General features: G+C 41.0%; 16 protein-coding genes. 1 reads left to right on the top strand and 15 read right to left on the bottom strand.

Annotation, left to right across the window (positions count from 1 at the left end; all coding sequences use genetic code 11):
* The first annotated feature begins 295 nt into the window (after positions 1-295).
* The gene (locus tag ACYQ21_RS06330) at positions 296-1186 is read left to right on the top strand and encodes a DMT family transporter (RefSeq protein WP_460056548.1); all 891 of its coding nucleotides are present in this window, start codon (positions 296-298) and stop codon (positions 1184-1186) included.
* A gap of 15 nt (positions 1187-1201) precedes the next feature.
* Here the strand turns inward: ACYQ21_RS06330 and ACYQ21_RS06325 are convergent, their stop codons facing one another.
* From ACYQ21_RS06325 to ACYQ21_RS06255, 15 genes are all read right to left on the bottom strand, one after another.
* Positions 1202-2209 carry an anti sigma factor C-terminal domain-containing protein gene (locus ACYQ21_RS06325; protein ID WP_460056546.1) on the bottom strand — a complete coding sequence of 336 codons (1008 nt, stop codon included), beginning with the start codon at positions 2207-2209 and terminating at the stop codon, positions 1202-1204.
* A gap of 4 nt (positions 2210-2213) precedes the next feature.
* On the bottom strand, positions 2214-2699 hold the full coding sequence (locus tag ACYQ21_RS06320; protein WP_460056543.1) for an RNA polymerase sigma factor: 486 nt from the start codon (positions 2697-2699) through the stop codon (positions 2214-2216).
* Between the two features lie 204 nt (positions 2700-2903).
* Positions 2904-5567: a cation-translocating P-type ATPase gene (locus ACYQ21_RS06315; protein WP_460056540.1), complete on the bottom strand. Its 2664-nt coding sequence runs from the start codon at positions 5565-5567 to the stop codon at positions 2904-2906.
* Between the two features lie 325 nt (positions 5568-5892).
* A complete protein-coding gene (locus ACYQ21_RS06310) occupies positions 5893-6234 on the bottom strand; it encodes a hypothetical protein (RefSeq protein WP_460056538.1) in 342 nt (113 codons plus the stop codon).
* Between the two features lie 17 nt (positions 6235-6251).
* Positions 6252-6932: a hypothetical protein gene (locus ACYQ21_RS06305; protein WP_460056536.1), complete on the bottom strand. Its 681-nt coding sequence runs from the start codon at positions 6930-6932 to the stop codon at positions 6252-6254.
* Positions 6933-7117: 185 nt separating this feature from the next.
* Entirely contained in the window at positions 7118-7972 is an 855-nt protein-coding gene (locus ACYQ21_RS06300) for an aldo/keto reductase (protein WP_460056533.1), read from the bottom strand.
* Positions 7973-8354: 382 nt separating this feature from the next.
* Positions 8355-9242, bottom strand: a complete 888-nt coding sequence (locus ACYQ21_RS06295) for an ROK family protein (protein WP_460056531.1) — start codon at positions 9240-9242, stop codon at positions 8355-8357.
* A 24-nt stretch (positions 9243-9266) separates the two neighbouring features.
* Entirely contained in the window at positions 9267-10598 is a 1332-nt protein-coding gene (locus ACYQ21_RS06290) for an alpha-L-fucosidase (RefSeq protein ID WP_460056529.1), read from the bottom strand.
* Between the two features lie 14 nt (positions 10599-10612).
* A complete protein-coding gene (locus tag ACYQ21_RS06285; protein WP_460056527.1) occupies positions 10613-11932 on the bottom strand; it encodes an alpha-L-fucosidase in 1320 nt (439 codons plus the stop codon).
* A 19-nt stretch (positions 11933-11951) separates the two neighbouring features.
* On the bottom strand, positions 11952-13352 hold the full coding sequence (locus ACYQ21_RS06280; RefSeq protein WP_460056525.1) for a glycoside hydrolase family 1 protein: 1401 nt from the start codon (positions 13350-13352) through the stop codon (positions 11952-11954).
* Between the two features lie 26 nt (positions 13353-13378).
* Positions 13379-15520: a GH92 family glycosyl hydrolase gene (locus ACYQ21_RS06275; RefSeq protein WP_460056522.1), complete on the bottom strand. Its 2142-nt coding sequence runs from the start codon at positions 15518-15520 to the stop codon at positions 13379-13381.
* 16 nt (positions 15521-15536) lie between these two features.
* Positions 15537-18179, bottom strand: a complete 2643-nt coding sequence (locus ACYQ21_RS06270) for an alpha-mannosidase (protein ID WP_460056519.1) — start codon at positions 18177-18179, stop codon at positions 15537-15539.
* Between the two features lie 2 nt (positions 18180-18181).
* The gene (locus ACYQ21_RS06265; protein WP_460056517.1) at positions 18182-19471 is read right to left on the bottom strand and encodes a glycoside hydrolase family 125 protein; all 1290 of its coding nucleotides are present in this window, start codon (positions 19469-19471) and stop codon (positions 18182-18184) included.
* A gap of 13 nt (positions 19472-19484) precedes the next feature.
* Positions 19485-20414 carry a family 20 glycosylhydrolase gene (locus ACYQ21_RS06260; RefSeq protein ID WP_460056514.1) on the bottom strand — a complete coding sequence of 310 codons (930 nt, stop codon included), beginning with the start codon at positions 20412-20414 and terminating at the stop codon, positions 19485-19487.
* A 285-nt stretch (positions 20415-20699) separates the two neighbouring features.
* On the bottom strand, positions 20700-22334 hold the full coding sequence (locus ACYQ21_RS06255; protein ID WP_460056511.1) for a type 2 periplasmic-binding domain-containing protein: 1635 nt from the start codon (positions 22332-22334) through the stop codon (positions 20700-20702).
* Between the last annotated feature and the right edge of the window lies 1 nt (position 22335).

The raw sequence follows: 22335 nt of genomic DNA, 5'->3' as shown, positions 1-22335 counted from the left end.
TTAACGTATCTTTCATCTCGTGAATCTTCTATAATCATAAATTTTTCTTGTAGTGTCATATTGTTCTCCTAATGGCAGTGTAGCACTTTTGGTTAATTTTTCAAGACTAATTTATGAAACGACCGTGCTGTTGATAGAGCGTTTCTTGACTTTCTTTATCTAATATTATCATCTTATCCTCTCAAACTGGCTCTGTAAAATAATTATATTCTGGCACTTTTAAACCTACCAGATATTTACTATCATTATAGTAAACCACTTAACAAGTGTCAATGCAGAAAAGAGGACAACAAGCATGCAACAACGCCAAAATCAAACAAAATACATCCTACTCATCTTTTTAGCTGTCTGCTTTTTAGCAACTGGTGGTATATTTGTTAAACTAAGCTCACTCCCACCAATCAATACTGGTTTCTATCGAATACTCTTTTCAATCCCTATTCTCTTACCATTGAGTAACAAACAGTTGAAAAAATTAACGAGACGCCAAGTATTGACGATGTTTGCTGCTGGTGTATTTTTAGCCCTAGACTTAACCTTTTGGAATATTTCTTTTCACTATACAACCGTTGCAAATGCTAATCTTCTTGCTAATTTAACACCATTTACAGTTATTCCTGTTTCTTATTTTCTATTCAAAGAAAAAATCAATAAAAATTTCATTCTGGGCGCAAGTATCACGCTCTTAGGTGTCTGTTTACTGATGTCAAGTAAAATCTCAATCAATCTATCCTCTTTAAGTATAAAAGGCGATCTACTCAGTCTCATCACCTCATTTTTCTATGCTGGTTTTATTTTAACGGTTTATCGTTTGAGAGATACTGTTAGCAGTAATGTGATTATGTTAGTCAGTAGTGTTGGTAGTTTAGCCACCTTGGCAATCGCAATTTTCATCACAGAGGGTTTCTATTTCCCAAAATCAATGTCCGATTTATTCCCTCTAATAGGGCTTGCGCTTGTCTCGCAAATACTAGGGCAAGGTCTCCTCTCTTTCTGCCTAGGCAAAGTCAATGCTACCATTTCATCTGTCATCACATTGTCTCAACCTGTTATTGCCGCACTCTATTCCTTCATCATTTTTCATGAAAATTTGACGACCTCTGAATGTCTTGCTATTTTCATCACCTTAATCGGTGTCTACCTAGCAAGGCTTAAACCGACCAATAAAAAGGCCTCTGTTTCTTAGACAAAGGCTTTTCATTCATTTTATTGGTTGCATATAAGGCAAAATTTCAGTTTCCACCCCAACATTTGTTGCATAAACAAAAGGTAAGTCATCTAATTTCGCCAGATTTTCCGTCCGCCCACTGACAATTACACCTGCAAATTTTGCTTTGTCTAAGGTCGGATATTTTTTGACTTGTTTGAGGGCGTCTTGGTAGATGTCCCAGCCATCACTAGCCATTAGGCTTTCCGTGCCCGCAGCTTTTTTGACAGCAGCGACAAAGGACGGATAGCTAGAGGGATACCATTCTTCTGTTTCTTTCGTCTTCAAAGCCTCATCTGACAACTTCCCTTCGGTATCAGCATTGAGACCAATCGCTAGATCCATTAAATCTAACGTCGAGAATTTATTAGCATTTGTACCAATCCAGTACCAATTGATTACCAAATCTTTAGGAATAGATGCTTGAATTTCTTGATAAGTCATCGGTTCGTTAAAGCTCACTGCAACTTCTGCAACATGGTTTGTCAACTCAGATAAAGTCTTAGCTTCATGTGTGCTCTCCTTATCAAAAATAACATCATTTCCATCATATTTAGGGTCGAAATCAGGATTGAAAAACAAAGGCACTTTCTGACCCGTTTTGCGATTAATCGCAGTCGTCAGTTCCTTGGAAGTCGGAGTTGTTTGCAGTGAGTTGAGATTGCCATTTATCTCAAATAAATCAATTTGAACCTCAATAGGTGCTGTGACAATTTTATAACCATCGATATTTTTAAACCGTTCACTGACCATCTGAGCGCTCATGCTTTTTTTAGTGCGATAAGACTTTGAAAAAGACTCGATATTAGGCGCTTGAATCATAGTCACAATATCCATCGTCTCCCGCACTTTTTTCCCTTGCGACGCCATGCGTTTATTAATAGCCACAGTACCAACCGCTACCACCACCAGCGTCGTCGCAAGTGAAATGCCAATCGTTTTCAGCACTTTTTTCCGTTTTTCTTTTTTAATCAACTTGTCAAAGTTTTCATTTAGTTTCATGATGCTATTTCTCCATTTCTTGTTTCAATTTTTGACGTGTTCGATATAAGTCGGTCTTGACTTTCGCCTCCGAAATCTGATAAATCTTGGCAATCTCCTTAACCGACTTATCATCTTCATAGTAAATATTAATAAGGGAAAGCTGATAATCATCCAATGCTTGTAATGCTTCATCTAACTGCCATTTTTTATCTTCATTTCGATCAATGTCCTGTTCACCATTGCCATAAATCAGATAAAAATGCTCAGATAGCAAGGCTTGATACCGCTTTTCTCGGCGATAGAGGTCATAAAATCGACTCAGCGCCACACGATAAAACCACGGCCGTAACGCATCGGGAGCCAGTACAATATCAGCCTGAATTAGCTTAACTAGCACATCTTGCACAATGTCCTGTGCATCTGCGGGATTCGCCCCTGTTTTAATCAAATAGCGCTGAATTTCCGACGCGTAGGTCATCAGAATCTGCTCATATTTGCTGATATTCACACTTTTCTCCCTCTATTATGATGTTGAAGCGACTGCTTTGACACACAATTCCGCGCGGATAAATTATCTCTATGTCAAATCACTGAAACTCGCTTTCACTTATATAACGAATGAAAACTGAAATGGTTACATAAAAGTTTAAAAATATTTTTGACACGAAAAATGCCTTATCAATTTGATACTGACAAGGCATTTTCATTCACATTATTTCTTATCTAACCCCATTGCACGTTGAACAGCTTTGAAAATCTCAACGATGATAATCATGGCAAATGATGCGCCAAGGACAATTGCCCATTGGTAAGCATCTAGATGCGAAACATGGAAGATGTCATTGAAACCTGGCACGACGATGGTCACTCCGAGCAAGATAAATGACACAATAATCGACCAGTTGAAGGTCTTGCTACGGAATGGTCCGACTGTCAGGATAGATTGGTAAACTGATTTGGCATTAAAGGCATGGAACAATTGGATTAGACCAAGTGTTGCAAAGGCCATGGTCAAGGCATCCGCGTGCATTTCAGAACCTGTGTGGACTGGCCATGTAATCGCTGCACCATAAACACCGAGGACAAGTGCTGCTTGCAAAAGTCCTTGATAGATTGTCGCAAACAAGACACCACCTGAGAAGAAGCTGGCTTTACGACCACGTGGTTTGTGGGTCATAATCCCCGGTTCAGTTGGCTCAACACCGAGCGCAATCGCTGGGAAAGTATCGGTTACAAGGTTGATCCAGAGCAAGTGTACTGGCTGTAAAACATCCCAACCAAATAAAGTGGCAAGGAAGATGGTCAAAACTTCGGCAGTATTGGCAGAAAGCAAGTACTGAATCGTTTTTTGGATATTTGAGAAGACTTTACGACCTTCTTCAACGGCAACGATAATCGTCGCAAAGTTGTCATCGGCAAGCACCATGTCAGACGCGCCTTTAGACACTTCTGTTCCGGTAATCCCCATACCAATTCCGATATCCGCCGTTTTAAGAGCGGGAGCATCGTTGACACCGTCGCCGGTCATGGCAACGACTTTACCTTCGTTCTGCCATGCTTTCACGATACGAACCTTATGCTCTGGCGACACGCGCGCATAAACGCTGTACTGGGTCACCACTTTTTGGAAGTCTTCATCGCTGAGCTCGTTCAACTCAGCACCAGTGAAGACGTGGTCTTCTGTATCGCCTTCGTCGATGATGCCCAGACGTTTAGCAATGGCTTCGGCTGTATCTTGGTGGTCGCCGGTAATCATAATCGGACGAATGCCCGCTTCTTTGGCAACGCGCACGGCTTCAGCAGCTTCCTTACGCTCTGGGTCGATCATACCGATCAAACCAGCGAAAATCAAGTCATTTTCAAGGGTTTCACTTTCAAGCTCAGGCACGGCAGACTCATATTTATAAGCCATCATTAAGACCCGAAGGGCTTGTTTTGCAAGTGATTTATTAAGCGTCAGAATCTCATCACGGTCAGCCTGTGTCATGGCAACGACTTGCCCATCAACAACTTTCTTGCTAATCCGTGTGAGGAGCTGGTCTGGTGCGCCTTTGACAGCAACGAGAAACTCTTCATCCGTGATTTTGTGGACGGTACTCATGAGTTTACGGTCAGAATCAAACGGTAACTCTGCTACACGCGGCTCAGCTTTGAGCACATTGCGTAGGTCATAATTATGATCAATCCCGTATTGGACGAGTGCCGTCTCTGTCGGGTCACCGATGAGTTTGCCGTCTTGGGAAATCTTAGTATCGTTGGCAAAGTTCATGATGCGAAGTGTCATATCATCGAATGAAATCTCATCAGTTGCATCTTGTAATTGACCGTTTGTGTAAACTTTCTCGACTGTCATCTGGTTCATGGTTAATGTACCAGTTTTGTCAGACGCGATAATTTCAGTCGAACCAAGCGTCTCAACCGCTGGTAACTTGCGGACAATCGCATTTTTCTTAGATAAGACTTGTGTACCAAGCGCAAGGACGATCGTCACAATTGCTGGCAATCCTTCTGGAATCGCTGCAACCGCAAGGGCTACTGATGTCATCAACTCTTCAAGTGGTGGATGTCCTTGAACAAAGACACCAATCACAAATGTCACTGCTGCAATCAAGAGAATTGCATAAGTCAAAATTTTCGACAAGTTGTTAAGGTTTTGTTTGAGTGGTGTATCTGTTTCCTCAGCATTTTGCAGCATTGAGGCGATTTTACCAACTTCTGTTGTCATCCCTGTTGCGACGATAACGCCCAAACCACGACCGTAAGTCACGTTTGAATTTTGGTAGGCCATGTTGACACGGTCGCCGATACCAGCATCCGCAGCAACGGCAACAGCCAAATCTTTTTCGACTGGGACAGATTCGCCAGTCAAAGCTGCTTCTTCGATTTTGAGGGAATTGACTTCGAGCAACCGCATATCTGCAGGCACAACGTCCCCTGCTTCAAGTGATACCACATCGCCGGGCACGAGCAAGTCTGATGAAATTTCCTCAACGTGACCATCACGACGGACACGCGCCGATGGTGTTGACATGGATTTCAGGGCATCAATTGCGGCTTCCGCTTTGCCCTCTTGGTAGACACCGAAAACAGCATTGATGATAACAACTGCCATGATGATGATGGCGTCACTGATATCTTCACCACCACTTGTCACCACAGATAAAATCGCTGCGATAATCAAGATGATAATCATCAAATCTTTGAATTGCTCTAAAAATTTAGCGAGTAATGTTTTTTTCTCGCCGGCATCTAATTCATTCTTACCATATTTGGCAAGACGTTCTTGAGCTTCAGTTGATGTCAAACCCTTTTTGGTCGTTGCCAAGTCTGACAAGACCTCTTCTGGGGATTGCGTGTAGTGTTTTTTTTCTGACAATGTAGTCTCCTTATTTAGTTTTCAGCTAAGCTGATTCTGAACAATAACTCCGGTCTCAAGATAATATTTTATGCAAATGCAAAACAAGCTCATAAAAATGAAAAAGAGACCAGTAGCAACAGCTACAAGTCTCGCATATTAAGCAACTACCGAGTCGAAACACGACCGTAATGACGATAGTTGCGCAGAAAACTGCTTGCTACTCCCTTGAGTTCTATTTTATTATAACAAATTCTGATAGATTTTCAAGTTTTAAACTCTCTTCAAAAAGAGGGTAAAACTCTCTTAAAACAGAGGGCATAGTTGCATTTTTTAAACAAAACCCTTAATCTGGCATGGGTGTTTCTTTTGTTGGATCTTTTACAACACCAGGCATTACCTTGATATCACCAACAAGTCTAGCACCTTTTGGCAGCCTTCTGATTAGGTCGTCGTATTCTTCTTGTGTCAAGGGAGGCTTTTCTTCTACTAATTCCTCTGGTCTTGGTATTGTAGGTGTATCCCAGAATAATTTGAAATCTTCTCCTTCTTCTACTTTTTCGACTTCAACTACAGGATCGACTTTCTCCTCACTGACTGCGTCTTCTGCCACCACAGTTGACAATTTTAAGCCAATACCCACCAAGAAAGCCATTGCAATTACTGATATGGTCACTTTCCCTTTCATATTTTTGCCTCCTTCGTTTAAAACATTTGTTCATATAATATAAAATCAATGGCTTCTAAACGTCTCGACTGACCTGTTGTTCCGATATAACTACCAAATAATGTGGTCTCAGAACTACTAATCCAGTCTCCCCAACCAATTCCTTGCATATGTCCTTGATAATAGATACCAAATCTTCCAGAAGTGTATAGTTGAAACGCTTCAATTCTAAATCCTTGACCAGTGGTACCCGTAGTAGCCCCGTTTGAAACCCAAGACTGCCAACCGATATTTTGCACATGTGACCGATACGAAATACTGGTACCCATATTACTAAACGCCAATTGAAGTGCTTCAAGTCTCAAACTCTTTCCCACAGTCCCTGCATAATATTGCTTATGATTAGCTGCATCTAACCAACCATAATTTTGAATATGATCTTTGTGAAAAAAGCCTGTAACTGCTCGCTGCCTACTAAGCGCTTCATACCTTTCATTTGAAACGATTTGATAGCCCTCTGGCAATCTCCGAACTAGGTCAGCATATGTTGCATCTGTTAGAGTTGTTCCCTGAACGACAACATCTGCCTTGACATGTATCGTCGGTAGCCATGCGATTCCTATCAGCAAACTGGCTATCACAAAAAACAGTTGCCATTTGCGCTTGTTTTCTCCAATAAAATAAGAGGAACGTAAAGAAAAATCTTTGGTTTTCATCATAAAAACCATCCTTTCAATTTTTTAATTTTCCCTCGATATATGTTAGCCCAATTATATCACAAAAAAGAAAGCGCTGCCATTCTTTTTTTATTTCAATTGTATAACATTAGAAAACTTATTATTTCATTTTCTAGTGACTATAAAAAAACACCATCTTTTTCAATGGTATTTTTTCCAATCTCATTTTAGAAGTTTGTTTGATCCGGGTCACTCGTCATGCGTGTGGCACCGTGGAGGGTATCAATCGTTGCGATATCTTCAACCGATAATTCGAAGTCAAACAATTCACCATTTTCAATGATACGGGTTGGTGTCACTGATTTTGGTAAGGGTAGGTAACCTTTTTGTAGTGACCATTTCAGTGCGACTTGCGCTGGTGATTTACCATGTTTTTCAGCGATTTCGACCAAGGCTGGTACTGTCAGTACTTCGCCTGTTCCGAGTGGTGAGTAGGCCTGTGTCAAGATGTTGTGCGCTTTGTTGTAAGCGACAACTTCTTCTTGCTGGTCACTTGGGTTCACGTAAAGTTGGTTGACGACTGGTGCGATTTTTGCTGTTTTCAGAAGTGCATCAATATGGTGTGGTCGGAAATTTGAGACACCAATAGACTTGATTTTGCCTGCTGCAACGCCAGCTTCCAAGGCACGCCAAACTTCTGCATTTCTTTTTTCATAGCCGATTGTTTCTCGGATTGGTGCAGGATTTGGCCAATGGATTAGGAACAAATCAACATAGTCTAAACCAAGCTTAGCAAGGCTTTCATCAATGGCTGCCAAGGTTTCTTCATAAGTCGTTTTATCATTCCAAACTTTTGTTGTCACATAGATGTCTTCACGTGCGAATCCTGAATTTGCAATGCCACGACCTACTGAGGCTTCGTTTTTATAAACAGCTGCTGTGTCAATATGACGGTAGCCTGCTTTAAGGGCTTCAATGACTGATTTTTCAGCGACATCACCGTCAGGTGTTTGCCAAGTTCCGAAACCAACAACTGGAATTTTTTCGCCGTTGTTGAGTGTGTAAGTATCTGTTAACGTCATGATAATCTCCTTTAAGATGTTGAGGCGGCTGCTTTGAGACTAGGAAAAATAGGAAAAGGCATAAGCGAACACGAAAGGCGCAAAGTGCGGTAAGCTCCCTAGGAAAATAGGAAAAACAAGGTTCTGCGCAAAGCGCAGGTTTCTGTCTCTCTCTTTTTCCCTAGGAGTTACACTTTATAAGCTAGACGAAGTTCGTGCGCACTTTTATCTTTTTTTCATAATCTCAAGGAGCCGAAACTCAGTTTGATTGGTTGAGTGTAACGCTTTCATATAGATATTATAATACATATATAGTTTTTTCACAACTATTTTAAATATGACTTTCTCTAAATTTGCTTTTGAAGTAAATTCTTTTAGCTAGAGACAATCATTTTCGCACTCATCAAACCTTATCTGAGTGACCTGAGCCAAATGTTTGTTCAAAATCTACTGCTGCACCGATTAGATTGGCATCATTCCTAAATTGGCAAGGTTTAATATTAGGTAGAAATGGTGCAATCCCAGAGCTATCTACTATTTTTTGAAGCTCTTTTTCAAGTTCTGGTATTAACCAATCTGCTTGCGACACACCACCTCCAATAATCAAACACTCTGGGTCAAAAGCATAAGTTAGATTAAAAATACCTTTGGCGACATTGAACAGAAAAATAGCCATTTCTTCCTTGGCAATCCCTTCGCCAGCAAAAGCGCGTTCGAATATCTCTTCCCCCGTCAAATCATTTCCTGTTCTTTTTTTGTAGCGATTCGCCATACCTATAGCTGTGCCAAGGGCTGAAAAACTATGTTGCTCATCCATTAACATGAAACCGAATTCGCCCCCAAATAAATGTTTGCCATGACGAATTTTTCCGTCTATGACAATGGCACCGCCAACACCAGTTCCCAATACTAGCAAGATGACATCTTTCATTCCCTTGGCCGCACCAAACTTTACTTCTGCAAGTGCGGCACAATTCGCATCGTTTTCCAAGGAAACTGGCAAGCCAAATCTAGTTTCGAGTTCACTTCTGATATCAAATTGATGGATATAGGGTAAGGCACTCGCACCTTCAATCACACCTGTTGCTTGATTAACTGCTCCTGGTGAGCTGATGGCAACACCAGAAATCATAGTCAGTTGCTTATAGTTTTCAACCAATTCAGTCAGCTTAGCATAATAATCCGCCAAGGTTTTCGGCGTTGGAAAACTTCCTTTTTCACTTAATTTACCCTGACTAAAAAGGGCATGCTTGACGCTTGTACCACCAACATCAATTGTAAGTAATGACATTTTTAACTCCTTATATTCTCTATTTCAGGCATTTTCTGATAAATCAATGCCGTCAAACAACTCAAATTCGATGACTGTATCTAGCTCATCTGGTAGACTATCAAACCAAGGCAAATCAAGAAAAGCATCATGAGGAAATTTAGAGACATGCCACGGTCGTTCTAAGTTCATCAATGTACCATCAGCCAACAGTTTTGCTGATTTTAATTTTCCTTCTAAGCCAACGAGCGGGAGCGGACCAACACCTCTTTCATAAATGTGTGCATAGAGTTTTGCCCCTTGAGTTTCAGTTGCAGTTTTATAAGTGTACCGTCCCCATTCTGGTTTTTCGATTGGTGCTGCTTGACAGCCATAGATACTGATCGCATTTTTTTTCATCCAATGGCCGATCGCTTCTAATCTGCTAACTGCCAATTCTGGAAAATGCCCTGTCGCATCCGGACCAACATTAAGAAGGAGATTACCATTTTTACTTACTGCATCAACAAGAGCATGAATCAAAGTCTTACTGCTTTTATAAGCAAACGGATTGTTGGTATACCCCCAAGTTTGGTTCATTGTAATGGCGGCTTCCCAAGGCACGAATTCTCCATTCTCATTCATCATCCCCTTAGGTGGGACGATCTGCTCTGGCGATGTAAAATCTCCTGCATATCTTTCAGGAGTTGCTACCAACATTCCTCCATTTGACCCTAGTCGATTATTGTAAATCAAATCAGGCTGTAATTCATGCATCATGGTCACAAGCTGACTCGCTCGCCAAGTCTCGCCTTTCATGTTAGGGAGACCTGTTTCAACAGGATTATTATAGGAAAAATCATACCACATGATGTCAATTTTTCCATAATTGGTCAGTAGTTCCCGAATTTGACCGTGCATATCATCTAAGTAACGATTCAAATCACGTTGTGGTTCAAACTCCTCCGCTTCAGGTGCTTCACGCCTTGGATGTTGTAAATCTCCATAGTGTGGGAAATCAAAATGATGCCAGTCAATCAAGGAATAATAAAAGCCAATCTTAATCCCTTCTGCTCGAAAGGCCTCAACAAATTCACGGACAAGATCTCTGTTCAAGGTATGTTGCGTTGAGTAGTCGGTTAGCTGAGAGTCAAAGAGACAAAAACCATCATGATGCTTGGTTGTCAGAACAGCATATTTCATCCCTGCTAATTTTGCAAGTCTTGCCCATTCTTGCATGCAATTTTTTTCTGGAGAAAAGGTATCAATATAAATTTGATAGGTGTCATCTGTCATTTTTTCGTGACTCTTCAACCACTCTGATTTCCCATTGACAGCATAGGCACCAAAGTGAATAAATAAACCAAATCGATCTTTTTGAAATTTTGATATGTTCATGTCTTTCCTTTAACTTAAAATTTTGTTTTTTGAAATTTGACAACCGTATAATGTTCAGCAAATTTCGGACACTTTGTCGTTTCAAGCGATAAGTCAAGGATTGAGCCATCGTTTAAAAAGGTAAGTTGTGATGTTACCTGTGATAAGGCTAATAAATCTTTTGGCGTGAGTTGACTGCTTAGAGCAAAGCCATAGACCATGCCTTCCTTTTCAACAAAGTCAAATGCCAACCCTTGTTCAAATTGGATAGGACGCGTACTGTAGATAGCTTGACCATATTGTGACAACCATTCTCCTAATTGCGCCATAATGTCTAGAGCGGGTTCAGGTAAGGTCCCATCTGGCTTAGGGCCTACACCTAAAATCACATTACCACCCATGCAGACAATTTTAATCACATTTTCAAGGATTTCCTCAAATGATTTGTACTGATCATTTGGGACATAACCCCAATTTTTAGCCAATGGTATGTTGCTTTCCCATGCCTTGACTGGTGCGATTTCAGGAATTTTTCTTTCTGGTGTGACGTAATTTTCATACTTTCCACCAATCGTACGGTCTACAATCAACAAATCAGGCTGTTCTTTTCTAACCTTCTGAGCAATCTGATCCATATCTAAATATTCATGGTGACTAGCATTTACCCAACCACCATCTAGCCAAAGGATATCCAATGGACTGTACTTTTCACTAATTTCTGTCAATTGATTGGTGACAAACTGATTAAACTTAGCCCATATTTCTGGCTTTTCTTTTGGATCATAGGAAGCTAAACGCCCTTTTGGACGCTCATCAGAGACCCAGTAATAAGACGAATGCCAATCAGGTTTAGAATAATAGGCACCGATGCCTAAGCCAACTTCACGAAAGGCTGAAACAACCTGACCAAACGCATCTGCCCGCGGATCATTTTGGAAGATAGCATTTCCTCCCGTTAGTTTGTAATCACTGAACTGCGTGTCGTACATGGCAAAGCCATCGTGGTGCTTGGTCGTAAAAATCATATATTTAAAACCAGCTGCTTGACAGGCTTTAGCCCATTCCGTCGCATCAAATTTTGTCGGATTAAATGCTTGTTCTAACGCCCAATAATCATGCCTCAGCTCATCAATTTGATCGCGCCAAGCACCCTTTTTTCTAGCCCAGTCATCTTCTTCGGATAATTGCCAAGATTCAACAATCCCTGCCTCGGCATAAAGACCCCAGTGAAAAATGACACCGATTTTTTGATCCTGAAACCACTCTAGTTTTTCTTGAAGGTCTGTTGTTAAGTCACCATAAGCCTCTTGCTCAGCTTCTAAATTTTCTTCGATATCTTCACGTTTTTTTACCATTAAACTTTACCTCAGTAGCTTATCCTTGTTCAGTCGCATCATCATCAAACCCATTATTTTCAGTCAATGCCTTGAACCAAAGTCCTGATTTTTTGACTGTTCGTTTTGGATGCTCTGCTAGATCAATACTGTAAAAACCATAACGATTACGATAGCCATTTAACCAAGACCAACAATCGGCAAATGTCCATGCGTGATAACCGAAGCAATTACTGCCAGCTTCAATCCCTCGCAAGAGTTGAACCAGATGTTCTTTCATGAAATCAATGCGATAGTCATCTTGAATCATGCCTGTTTCGTCTGCAAAACTTGCTTCGTCTGCAACACCCATCCCATTTTCAGAAACAAACCAAGGTATGTTATGATACTTCGTTTTCATCAGCATGGCAACATCATATAGGGCTTCTGGATAAATCTCCCAACCTCTATATTCATTCATTCGACGCTCAGGCCAAACATAGCCGGCATATAAATCTGATGGATCTTCTGCTGGATATTTTCCGTCTAATTTGGCTTGCACGCGGAAAGGTTGATAATAATTCATGCCCACAAAATCGACTGTGTTGGCTGCAATTAGGGCTATATCTCCCTCAACTGTTTCTGGCAAAAGATGATTATCAGTTAGAATTTCTTTTAGCAAAGCGGGAACTTGACCTAAAACTGTCGAATCTAAGAATGAAAAAATGTTAAGACTATCCGCAATCTCTTTGGCTTTTAAATCTTCTGGCGCATTACTTTTAGGATAGGCTGGTGAGATATTAAGCAGGATACCAATTTCCCCAGCTTCTCTATTTAACTCACGAAAAGCTGCAACCGCTTGAATATGTGCCATTAACGTGTGATAGCCAGCTTGTACTGCTTTTTTAAAATCATGAATAGCGGGATAGTGATAGCCTTGAAGATAACTGCATTCAATATGAACCATTGGTTCGTTGAAAGTCGTCCATTTATCTACCAAATCGCCAAATTCTTGAAAGGCTGTTTTAGCATAAAAGGCAAAGCTATCAACAGATTCACGCGATTCCCACCCACCTTTTTCCATGAGCCACCAAGGCATATCAAAATGGAAAAGATTAATAATCGGTTCAATCCCATTTATTTTCAGTTCTTGAAAATAATCTCGGTAAAACGCAACAGCTTTAGGATTGAGGTGCTTACCATCAGGAAGTAGGCGTGTCCACGAAATGGATGTCCGAAATGAGTTCATCCCAATAGCTTTCATACGTTGCACGTCTTCTTTGTACTGGTGATAAACGTCTGAGGTAATCTGAGGTCCTTGGTTATCGTTAAAGCGCTCTGGCTCTAGGTCAAACCACTTATCCCAAGTACTATCTGACTTCCCCTCTAATCGGCTCGCCCCTTCAGATTGAGGGGCAGATGTGGCCGCACCCCACAGAAAATTTGCTGGAAATTTTTTCATTATCTTTCTTTCTATCTATTTAAAATTTAAGTCAGAGAAGTCGGTAAATCATCAAATTTATAGTCTTTAATCATTGGCACAAGTCCTAATTTGACTGCAATGCTTTTACCTTGCATCATATCCTCATGTTTTAAGATTAATTTTGAACTGTTCTGACCTTCTATCTTGACTTCATTTACAAATTGATATTGTTCTGCTGTCTGATTGGCACTAAGTGTCAGTTGTTTACCATTTGACAAGGCAAGAGTCGCCTTAGAAAAGAGAGGAATACCTAACGTGTACTCACCACTTCCTGGGCAAAATGGATAAAAACCTAGACTGTTGAAAATGAACCAGCTAGCCATTGACCCATTATCCTCATCACCCGGAAAAGCTTGCGAGCCCTGATGAAAAGCTTTCATCATCAACTGTTTAAGCACCGCTTGCGCCTTGTAAGGCTGACCGACAAAATGGTAGAGATAAGGCACATGAAAACTCGGTTGATTACTAATCGCAACTTGTGCAAAATCAAGCGCCACCATCTCACTCATTTCATGAATCTGCGTGCCGTAGCTACCGACTTCAAAATGTGGCGGCGTATTATGAAGTTCATCTAGTTTAGCAATAAATGCTGAGGGGCTCGGGTACATACTGACCAAACCTGCCACATCGTGCACGGCGTAAAAACCATTTTGATAAGCGGAACCTTCGGTATAGGCACCTCCCCAAGCAAATGGTGAAAAAACACTTGAGAACTGACCTGACCGATTTTTTCCTCGCATCAAACCTGTTTGACGATCAAAACAGTTGCGATAGTTTTCCGAACGCGCCTGATAAACTTCAAAAATCGCTATTTCTCCGAGATATTTGGCAACTTGGGCAATACAATAGTCAGAATAAGCATAGTCTAACGTTGCATTAACGCTTTCAGGATAATCATTAGGGACATAGCCGAGTGTTTGGTAGACTGTCACACCTTCACGACCATACTTAGCATCAGCACTTTCAACAGTCGCTGATTTGATCATGGCTGTCAAAAATTCCGACATCAAATCTAGCCGAATCCCCTTGACACAAGCATCAGTAATGACCGAATCAATCAAAGTCCCCGGCATCATACCACGTTCATCTGGCGATAACCATTTGGGCAGATAACCGACTTCACGATAGTGATTGAGGAAGCCTTCCAGCATTTCAGAATAATCATCTTGGGCAATCAAACTAAAAAGTGGATAGACCGTTTTAGCGGTATCCCAGAAGCCATTATTGGTATAGTAAACACCTTTCTCAACGGTTTGCGTGACCGTTTGATAGTGAATCGGCTGCTTGTTGTCATCTAACTCATAAAAACGGGTTGGAAATAGAAAGGCACGATAAAGACAGTGTTTGAAGATGGCGACTTGTTCTGTTTTATCATCCTCAATTTGAATCCGTTCAAGCTTATCAAGCCAAGCAGCTGTTGCTTGAACTTGCGTTTCTTCAAAAGTTTGCTGCCTTTCCCGTGCTAGATTGAGCAAGGCTTGTTCCTTTGAGATAAAGGAAGTTGCAAGCGTAATCATTTGTTCCTGACTGTCATCTTCAAACTCTAGCCGAATATGGTCATGTTCAAACTGCTTAACCGCCCGAATTGGACTGGTAAAAGTCAGCGCCAAATACATGGTAAACTGAGCATCACAACTGTCTTGAAAATTACTAAGACTAGCAAAAATTGTCTGATTGTCTATCTGTTCAAAAGCTGTTTGCTTCGGCAAATAGAGTAGCAAACTGGGATTGATTTGCTGATAGGAAATCTTTAGTTTCGCACCATAAATACTGGGAACAAGTGTCGTCCTAAGTTGATAGCGTTCGCTTGTTAAACTCAAACAATCGGGTCTAAAAATCGCACCTTCTTGTTGATAGGTTGTTTTGGCTTGATAAATCGTTTTGACATCATCATTCCCCGAAACGGGTTGCATGAGAAAAGTTGAAAAATCTCCCACCCAAGGACTGGGTTGATGTGTGACACGAAAACCTTCCAAGGTGTTATCATCTGGATGGAACCACCACGCACCACGTCCACCATTGGTCTGGGGAGCAAAATGGTTCATTGCAAAAGGTAGTGCTGTGACAGGTAGACAATTACCATGAGAAAAATCACTTGTATTGCTCGTTCCGAACCGTGTATCCATCATTGAGAGCCTTGTTTGCATCGCTTATCTTTCTCCATCATCTGAATCTTAAAGTCTGAATCTCAGCTTGCTCTAATCGTCCGACTTTCTCTTGAATTTCCTCTTCCAAAAGATTGGTCATAATTGGCGTTTTATCTGATAAAGTCACAGTATGCTCACTTGATTCACTCAAAAGATTATAGCCGCGGATAATCACGCCATCCTTGTCCTCAGCTTGTTTACTTGCTGTCAAGGCAAAGTTTTCACTGGTCCAAGTCAAAAATGTATCAGTCATTGGCCGTGTTCCCTTATGACTTTGCGTTTGACCAAATACCAAAGGGATTTGATTCCCACGCGCCGTTAAATAACTGTCAACCTGCGTTGCACCCGTCAATTGTGCTGAAAATTCTACCGTGTGCGGTCCCAAACACTGAGCCTCTGGCGTTGGAAAATAGCCCCAGTCCCCCATCTCTCCTACGCAACGTAGCAAAGTAACCGCAATTTGACCGTCCGGCGTTACTTCGTATTCATTTAAGCCAATGTTGCCAATGGTTAGACCGTGTCTATCATCATGCAGATTAACAAAAGCCTGTTGATGTTGTGGATTAGTCGGATTTTGCCAGATATCACTGACTTGATTAGGGCGTTCAACAACTTCGCAGATACTTTCTGCGACATGTGTTGCGGTTTGAATATCCGTTGGGAAAAGCACGCGTAGGCGATGATCAAGGTGCTGATTATCGAAACTTGTCACAAATTTGACTTGCTTAGCTTCTTTTGACAATGAAATCTGTGTCTTAATCACAAACTCTTGCTTGACTGGACTGCGTCCCGCCTGACGATTGGTAACATCAACAACATTTTTTTGTTCTTCTTGTAATCGGACTTCTGCTGAAACAGGTAAGAGCATTGTCGTTGTTAGTTCCAAAGCACCTTCAAATGCGGTATTGGTCACAATTTTTACAGTACTTGAAAACTCGGTTGAGAGATAGGTTTCACGCGCCTTATCCTGCTTATAAACATATTCATTGCCGATATCTGCTGTATCTTCAAAAATCAATCCCGTTACGCTCTGCTGAGTCTCCTTATCCAAGATGGTCAAGCTACCATTTGCGTTTACAGTTGCTTTAAGATAGGCATTCTCAAGGCTATTTTCAGTTACCAGACCACCCGATTGTTGACGAGGCAGGGCATCTAGTAATTCATAAGTTTGATAACTCATTTTAGCCAATTTAACAGGAAGTCGAATGGTCAGATATTTTGCCATGTAAGGCACGCGAAAAGCATCTTTGGGCAAGTCATAGTTAAAGTCAATACTTTCCTCTAGTAGTTCATAGGGAACTTCTTGTCCTTGATAGTCCAAAATTTTGAAAGGTTTGGTCGCTTTCGAAAGCAAGGTTTGACGTGCTTCTTGTGGGTAGCAATCCTTGAAAAGTATCCGATCTATTTCTAGTTTAACCGTCACTGCTTCTTGCTTAGCCACACCTGATGTATTAAAGATGACAAACGGTAATCCCTTACAAGTACTTGTGTCAATCTGTTCGGTCAGATGTCGAATCGCCTCCTCTTGGATGAATTGCGCAACTTCAGTTGATTTCTGAAAACGCGTCATCATCTCACGGTGCACCTCATCAACAGAGCACCCACAGATGGAATCATGTGGATGATTTTGCATGAGTAGCTTCCAAGCATAGGTGAGTTGTTCTTGGGGATAGACATAACCCGTCTCTGCTGCAAATGTTGCCAATGGTTCTGCTAAATTTTCAAGGCTGACTTGATTTTTCACATTGGCTTGCTTGAGATAAACCCGTGCTGAGGCTGTATTTACAAGCGTATACCAGCCCGGTGTTTCCTGAGAGGTTAATTCTCCCTGAACACTGCCCAGATCCGTCGGCAAATCTGCCTTAAGTGCCGCTAAATAATCATCAAAATTTGAATGGATGAACTCATAATCAGGGTAGAGCTCATTTGCCAAGGCGAGCGCTGCCCCTACATTTTTTTGAAGCGGTTGATGGTCGACACCATTCATCATCAAAAGATGGTCAGTCGAAGCAAATTTTTCTGCATCTGCTAATTTTTGATCCCAAAACTTTTGAGCAGCTTTTTTTTCATTAGGAATTTCATTGCCATTTGAATACCAATTGGCAAATAAGACACCTAAGATTTCACTGCCGTCAGGACCTAACCACTTCATCTCCGAATACTGTGAGGTATAAGCCGCATCAGAGACTTGATTATTAAAACCAGTCGGTGTCACACCTCGACCAAATGCAGCAGCATCTAAGCCGACTTTTTGCATCAATTGTGGTGTCTGACCCATATTCCCGAAAGTATCAGGGAAATAACCAAGCTTGACGGGATTGCCATACTTTTTACTCTCCGCAAATCCTACTAACATGTTACGGATATTGGCCTCTGAAGAAATCAGAAAGTCATCTTGTAGGATATAAAATGGGCCTATTCTCAGTCGACCTTCTTTGATATATTTCTCAACTAAAGGGCGATTTTCAGGCTTGACTTCCAAGTAGTCGTCAATCGGAATCGTCTGCCCATCTAAATGAAAATAACGAAAACTCGGATCATTTTCAAAACTATCTAACAGCTCATCAAACAGTTCAACCACACGCATGTGGTGCTGTTCATAGGGCATATACCATTCTCGATCTAAGTGGGAATGGGAAATCACGTAAACTTTTTTCATTTTTAAATTGCTTTCTTAATTTTAATTCGAATGTCGAAATAATCCAACATCAATTCACAAAACATCATGTTGGCCCATGAAAACCAGTCTCTTGTATAGTTGGCTGGATTATCAACATCAAAACCCTCGTGCATCAGATTGGTACCGGCGCTTGTAGCCACTAACATCTCCAAAATCTCAGCTTTTTCAGCCTTGTCTGGTGTTGTTAAGCCCTGCATCGCAAGTGCAATAGGCCAAACGTAATTTTCAGGTGTATGGCTTGAGCCATTACCAGCCGCATATTTACCTTGATAATAATAGGGATTTTCTGTTGATAACAGAGTGGCACGCGTATTTTGATAAATCTCGTCCTCTACCTCACAATAGCCTAAATAAGGTAGACTCATGAGATTTGGAATATTGGCATCATCCATAATCGTAGCATGACCCAAACCATCCACTTCATAGGCATAAATCTCTTGTCCTGCTTGATTTTTGACAAGGGCAAATGCTTGAATCCCTGCTTCAATTGCAACTTTTAGACTTATTACCCGCGCCAATGTTTGCTCATTTGGCAAAATTAAGTCAAAAACATCAGCTAAATAACTCAAAACTAAAACAGCAAATTGATTACTTGGCACTAAATAATTGTAAATACAGGCATCATCACTCGGTCTAAAGCCACTCCAAGTCATTCCGATTACAGCACACTCAGGACCTTTACCGTCATTTATTAAGGTATCCTCAGCTCGCCAAGTATCCCGCATAAATCGATAAGGAGACTTGGCATGATTTTGCTCTGTTTCCCAGACTTCTAGCACTTTGTCAACAGCAAGAATAAAGTCGCTGTCAAAAACCGTTGCATCTTCTGTTGCCAAATAATACAGATAGGCAAGTTGTAAAGGATAGCAAAGCGAATCAATCTCGTATTTTCGTTCCCAGATCCAATCATTCATTTCCGTCTGATCGGTTTGATGACCTTGACCATTGGCTTCGGCATTGAAAGCGTTGGCATAAGGATCTAAGGCAATGGAGCGGAGCTGACAGGTTAGTACCCCCTTGATCAGGTCTTGAATTTCAGGATTATCTTTTGCCAAGACTAGATAAGGGCGGATTTGAGCGGTTGAATCTCGCAGCCACATGGCAGGAATATCCCCAGTCAATAGGAAAATACTCCCATCATCTAATTTTTTGACCGTTGTTTCCAAGGTATTGGCATAGCATTTATTGAAAACTGCAACCCACTCGGGATGTTCCGAGCCATATCTATCAGTAATCATCTGCATAAATGCTTGAACAGATTTTGGTATCATTTTATCACTTCCTTTATTTTTTCATGAAAATAGGTAATAATGCGCTAAGATTTGCAAATATTTCATCAAATGTCTGAGCTGTCGGAATATCTCCCCAAATACTAAGATAAGCACCACTATTTTCGCCTTTTTGCCCTCCAGAAAATAGTGTCGGCGTCCAATCTGCCAATTTTTCAGGTGTTGGGTAGGCATAACCTGCGGCCTCACCTATGACATAGTAAAGGTAATTATCACAGAAGTTGATTAGTTTATAGCCTTCAAACGCTGTCACTTTTGCCATTTCCTCATGCCAATTTGTCCAGTAAGTCACCGTTATTTGTTGATTTGGTAAAACGTTGCTTTTCCGAAAAAGACCATCATTCCAAACTCTAGGTTCTAGTCCTTGGTGAGCGATGCGTTCAGCCAGCTTGTTTAAATAGGTCACATAAGTTTCCAAACCTTGAGCTGTTGCCCCAAACTTGTCTTGACTTTGCTTAACCAACTCGTCTGGTAAGTCTGCAAAATCTACGAATTCATCGCCACCGATATGAAAAATAGAACACCCTTTGAATAACTCTAGCATTTCCAGAAGTAACTTTTGCGAAAAATCTATCGCCTCAGCTGTCAAATTCATAGCTGTATCGGTCAATTTGAACTGTGGATATTGGGCTAAAATATACCCCCAGTGTCCGGGAGAATCAAGCTCTGGTACAATCGCAATCTGATGCTCTTGTGCATAGACCAACAACTCACGAATCTCTGCCTTAGTATAATGCTGTTCAGATGCCTTTACCCAGTCGCTCTCAATCCGAAAATCTTCATTATCCGAGAAGTGCAACTGCAAATGTGTCAGCTCATGCTCTGCCAAAAGGTCAATCAAAGCACGTAATTCATCAAGGGTGTAGAACTTTCGAGCTACATCAATTAACAAACCACGCTCGTCATTTAATAACTGATTTTTCATCCTTATCACAAAGGAGGTGCTACAAGATGAGCAGACCTCCTTTTCCTTTCTACGATTCCACGATGTGAAATCTTGAAACTTGACCTGCGCTAACGCTCCGTCCAAGCGGGGTCATTCGCGAACTTCGTCCACTCAAAGGCTTTCTACGATTCCACGATGTGAAATCTTGAAACTTGACCTACGCTAACGCTCCGTCCAAGCGGGGTCATTCGCGAACTTCGTCCACTCAAAGGCTTTCTACGATTGGTCTCTGTGAATGATCCCCATTTAGAATAGCCACAAGATTTATTTTTTAGCCCAACGCTCATAAACACCTTGGTAGACTTTTGTGTATTCTTTTATCTTCATTTTATTGAGTGTTTCAACATATTTATCCCAGTTTGAGAGAGGTTCAACACCTGTGATAAATTTCGCTTCCATTTCTTCATTGTATAGTTTTATTTCTGCTGCTGACTCATTGACACTATCCTGCTCATCTTTCGTCAAATAAGTCACTGGAAATGGTACTTTACCATAAGGTGTCATTTTTGCCTCTGTTTCAGCCTTGATAAAAAGCTCAAATTCTGTTCTTTCGGGATCATTAGGATTTTCTTTGATACTTGGTAAAGAAATTTGAAGTTCCGGTGTTGCGATACCATAATCTGGTGTAATCTCACTTCTTACTTCTTCAGGATCCTGATCCTTAACACGGTCTGTAAAGACTTTGACTTTTTCACCTTTATCATTATCTTGCCAATCCCATAGTGCGCCCTCTGGTCCTCGGTTGATATAGTCAAAACCTTCTTTAGTATAGAAATAATCAACCCAACGTAAAGCTGCCTTTGGCGATTTATTATTTTTAGTAATCGCAAAAGCTCCTGTTTGAATCCGTTGCGAAATTGGCGTTACGATATGATCCCCTGTTTTTGACAAAGGTTGGAACATTGGGTCATTAACTGCCTTACCTTGTTCCTTGCCTGAAGTAAAGAATGAATACCAATCAGGATATAAACCTAGACGATTATCGTTACCTTTTGCTTTTTTCTGTTCATCAGCCTGTGAATAAACTTCCGGATCTAGCAATTTTTCAGTATAAAGTTTATTCATGAAAGTCAAGAATTCTTTATATTCTGGTGTTGCTTTGGCGTAAGACACTTTACCATCATCATCAACTTGTATCCCATTATCACTATTGAAAACGCCGAAGGCTGGCATTAACCAACTCTTGACATTCTTCAACTCAACATCCGTCAATGGAATTTCATCTTTCTTACCATTTTTATTGGGATCTTCATCACGGAAACGAATTAAAAGTTTGTAAAAATCATCAACCGATTTTGGTAATTCTTTGACACCTAAATTATCAAGCCATTCGCCATTGTACCAAAGCGGACCAGCCGCCCAAGCGCCTGTATCACCATCAGCAATCATTGGCAAAGAATAGATATGACCATCTGGTGCTGTGATGGATTTCTTGATTTCAGGTCTATCTTTCAACACCTTATCCAAATTAGGCGCATAGTCAGGAACTAAATCCTCCAAAGGAACTAGGATACCTTGTGAGCCATAATCAATCTCCTGTGATCTTGTTAAATAAGTACTTCCTGCGCCAAAAATGACATCAGCAATATCTCCAGAAGCAAAAGCAAGATTTAATTTTGTTGGAAAATCACTCATAGGCGGTGTCGTATAAGAGAAGTCGACATTTGTCTTTTTGGCATAGTCAACCATTGTCTCCATTTTAGACCAGTTTTTACCAGTCCCCGGTGCAATCATACTCATCTTCACTTTTTCTTCAACAATCGGAAAGCCACTTTTAGTAACCTTAATTGAGCTATCTTCACCCGATCCTTTTTTCGAGCTACCACCACCGCCACAAGCAACTAAGGTTAAACAAGCTAGCAAAGTAGCGCAGCTATAAATCATCTTTTGTTTTTTCATT

It is taken from the genome of Pseudolactococcus yaeyamensis (genome assembly GCF_054658615.1).
This window is presented reverse-complemented; position numbering and strand designations above follow the sequence as displayed.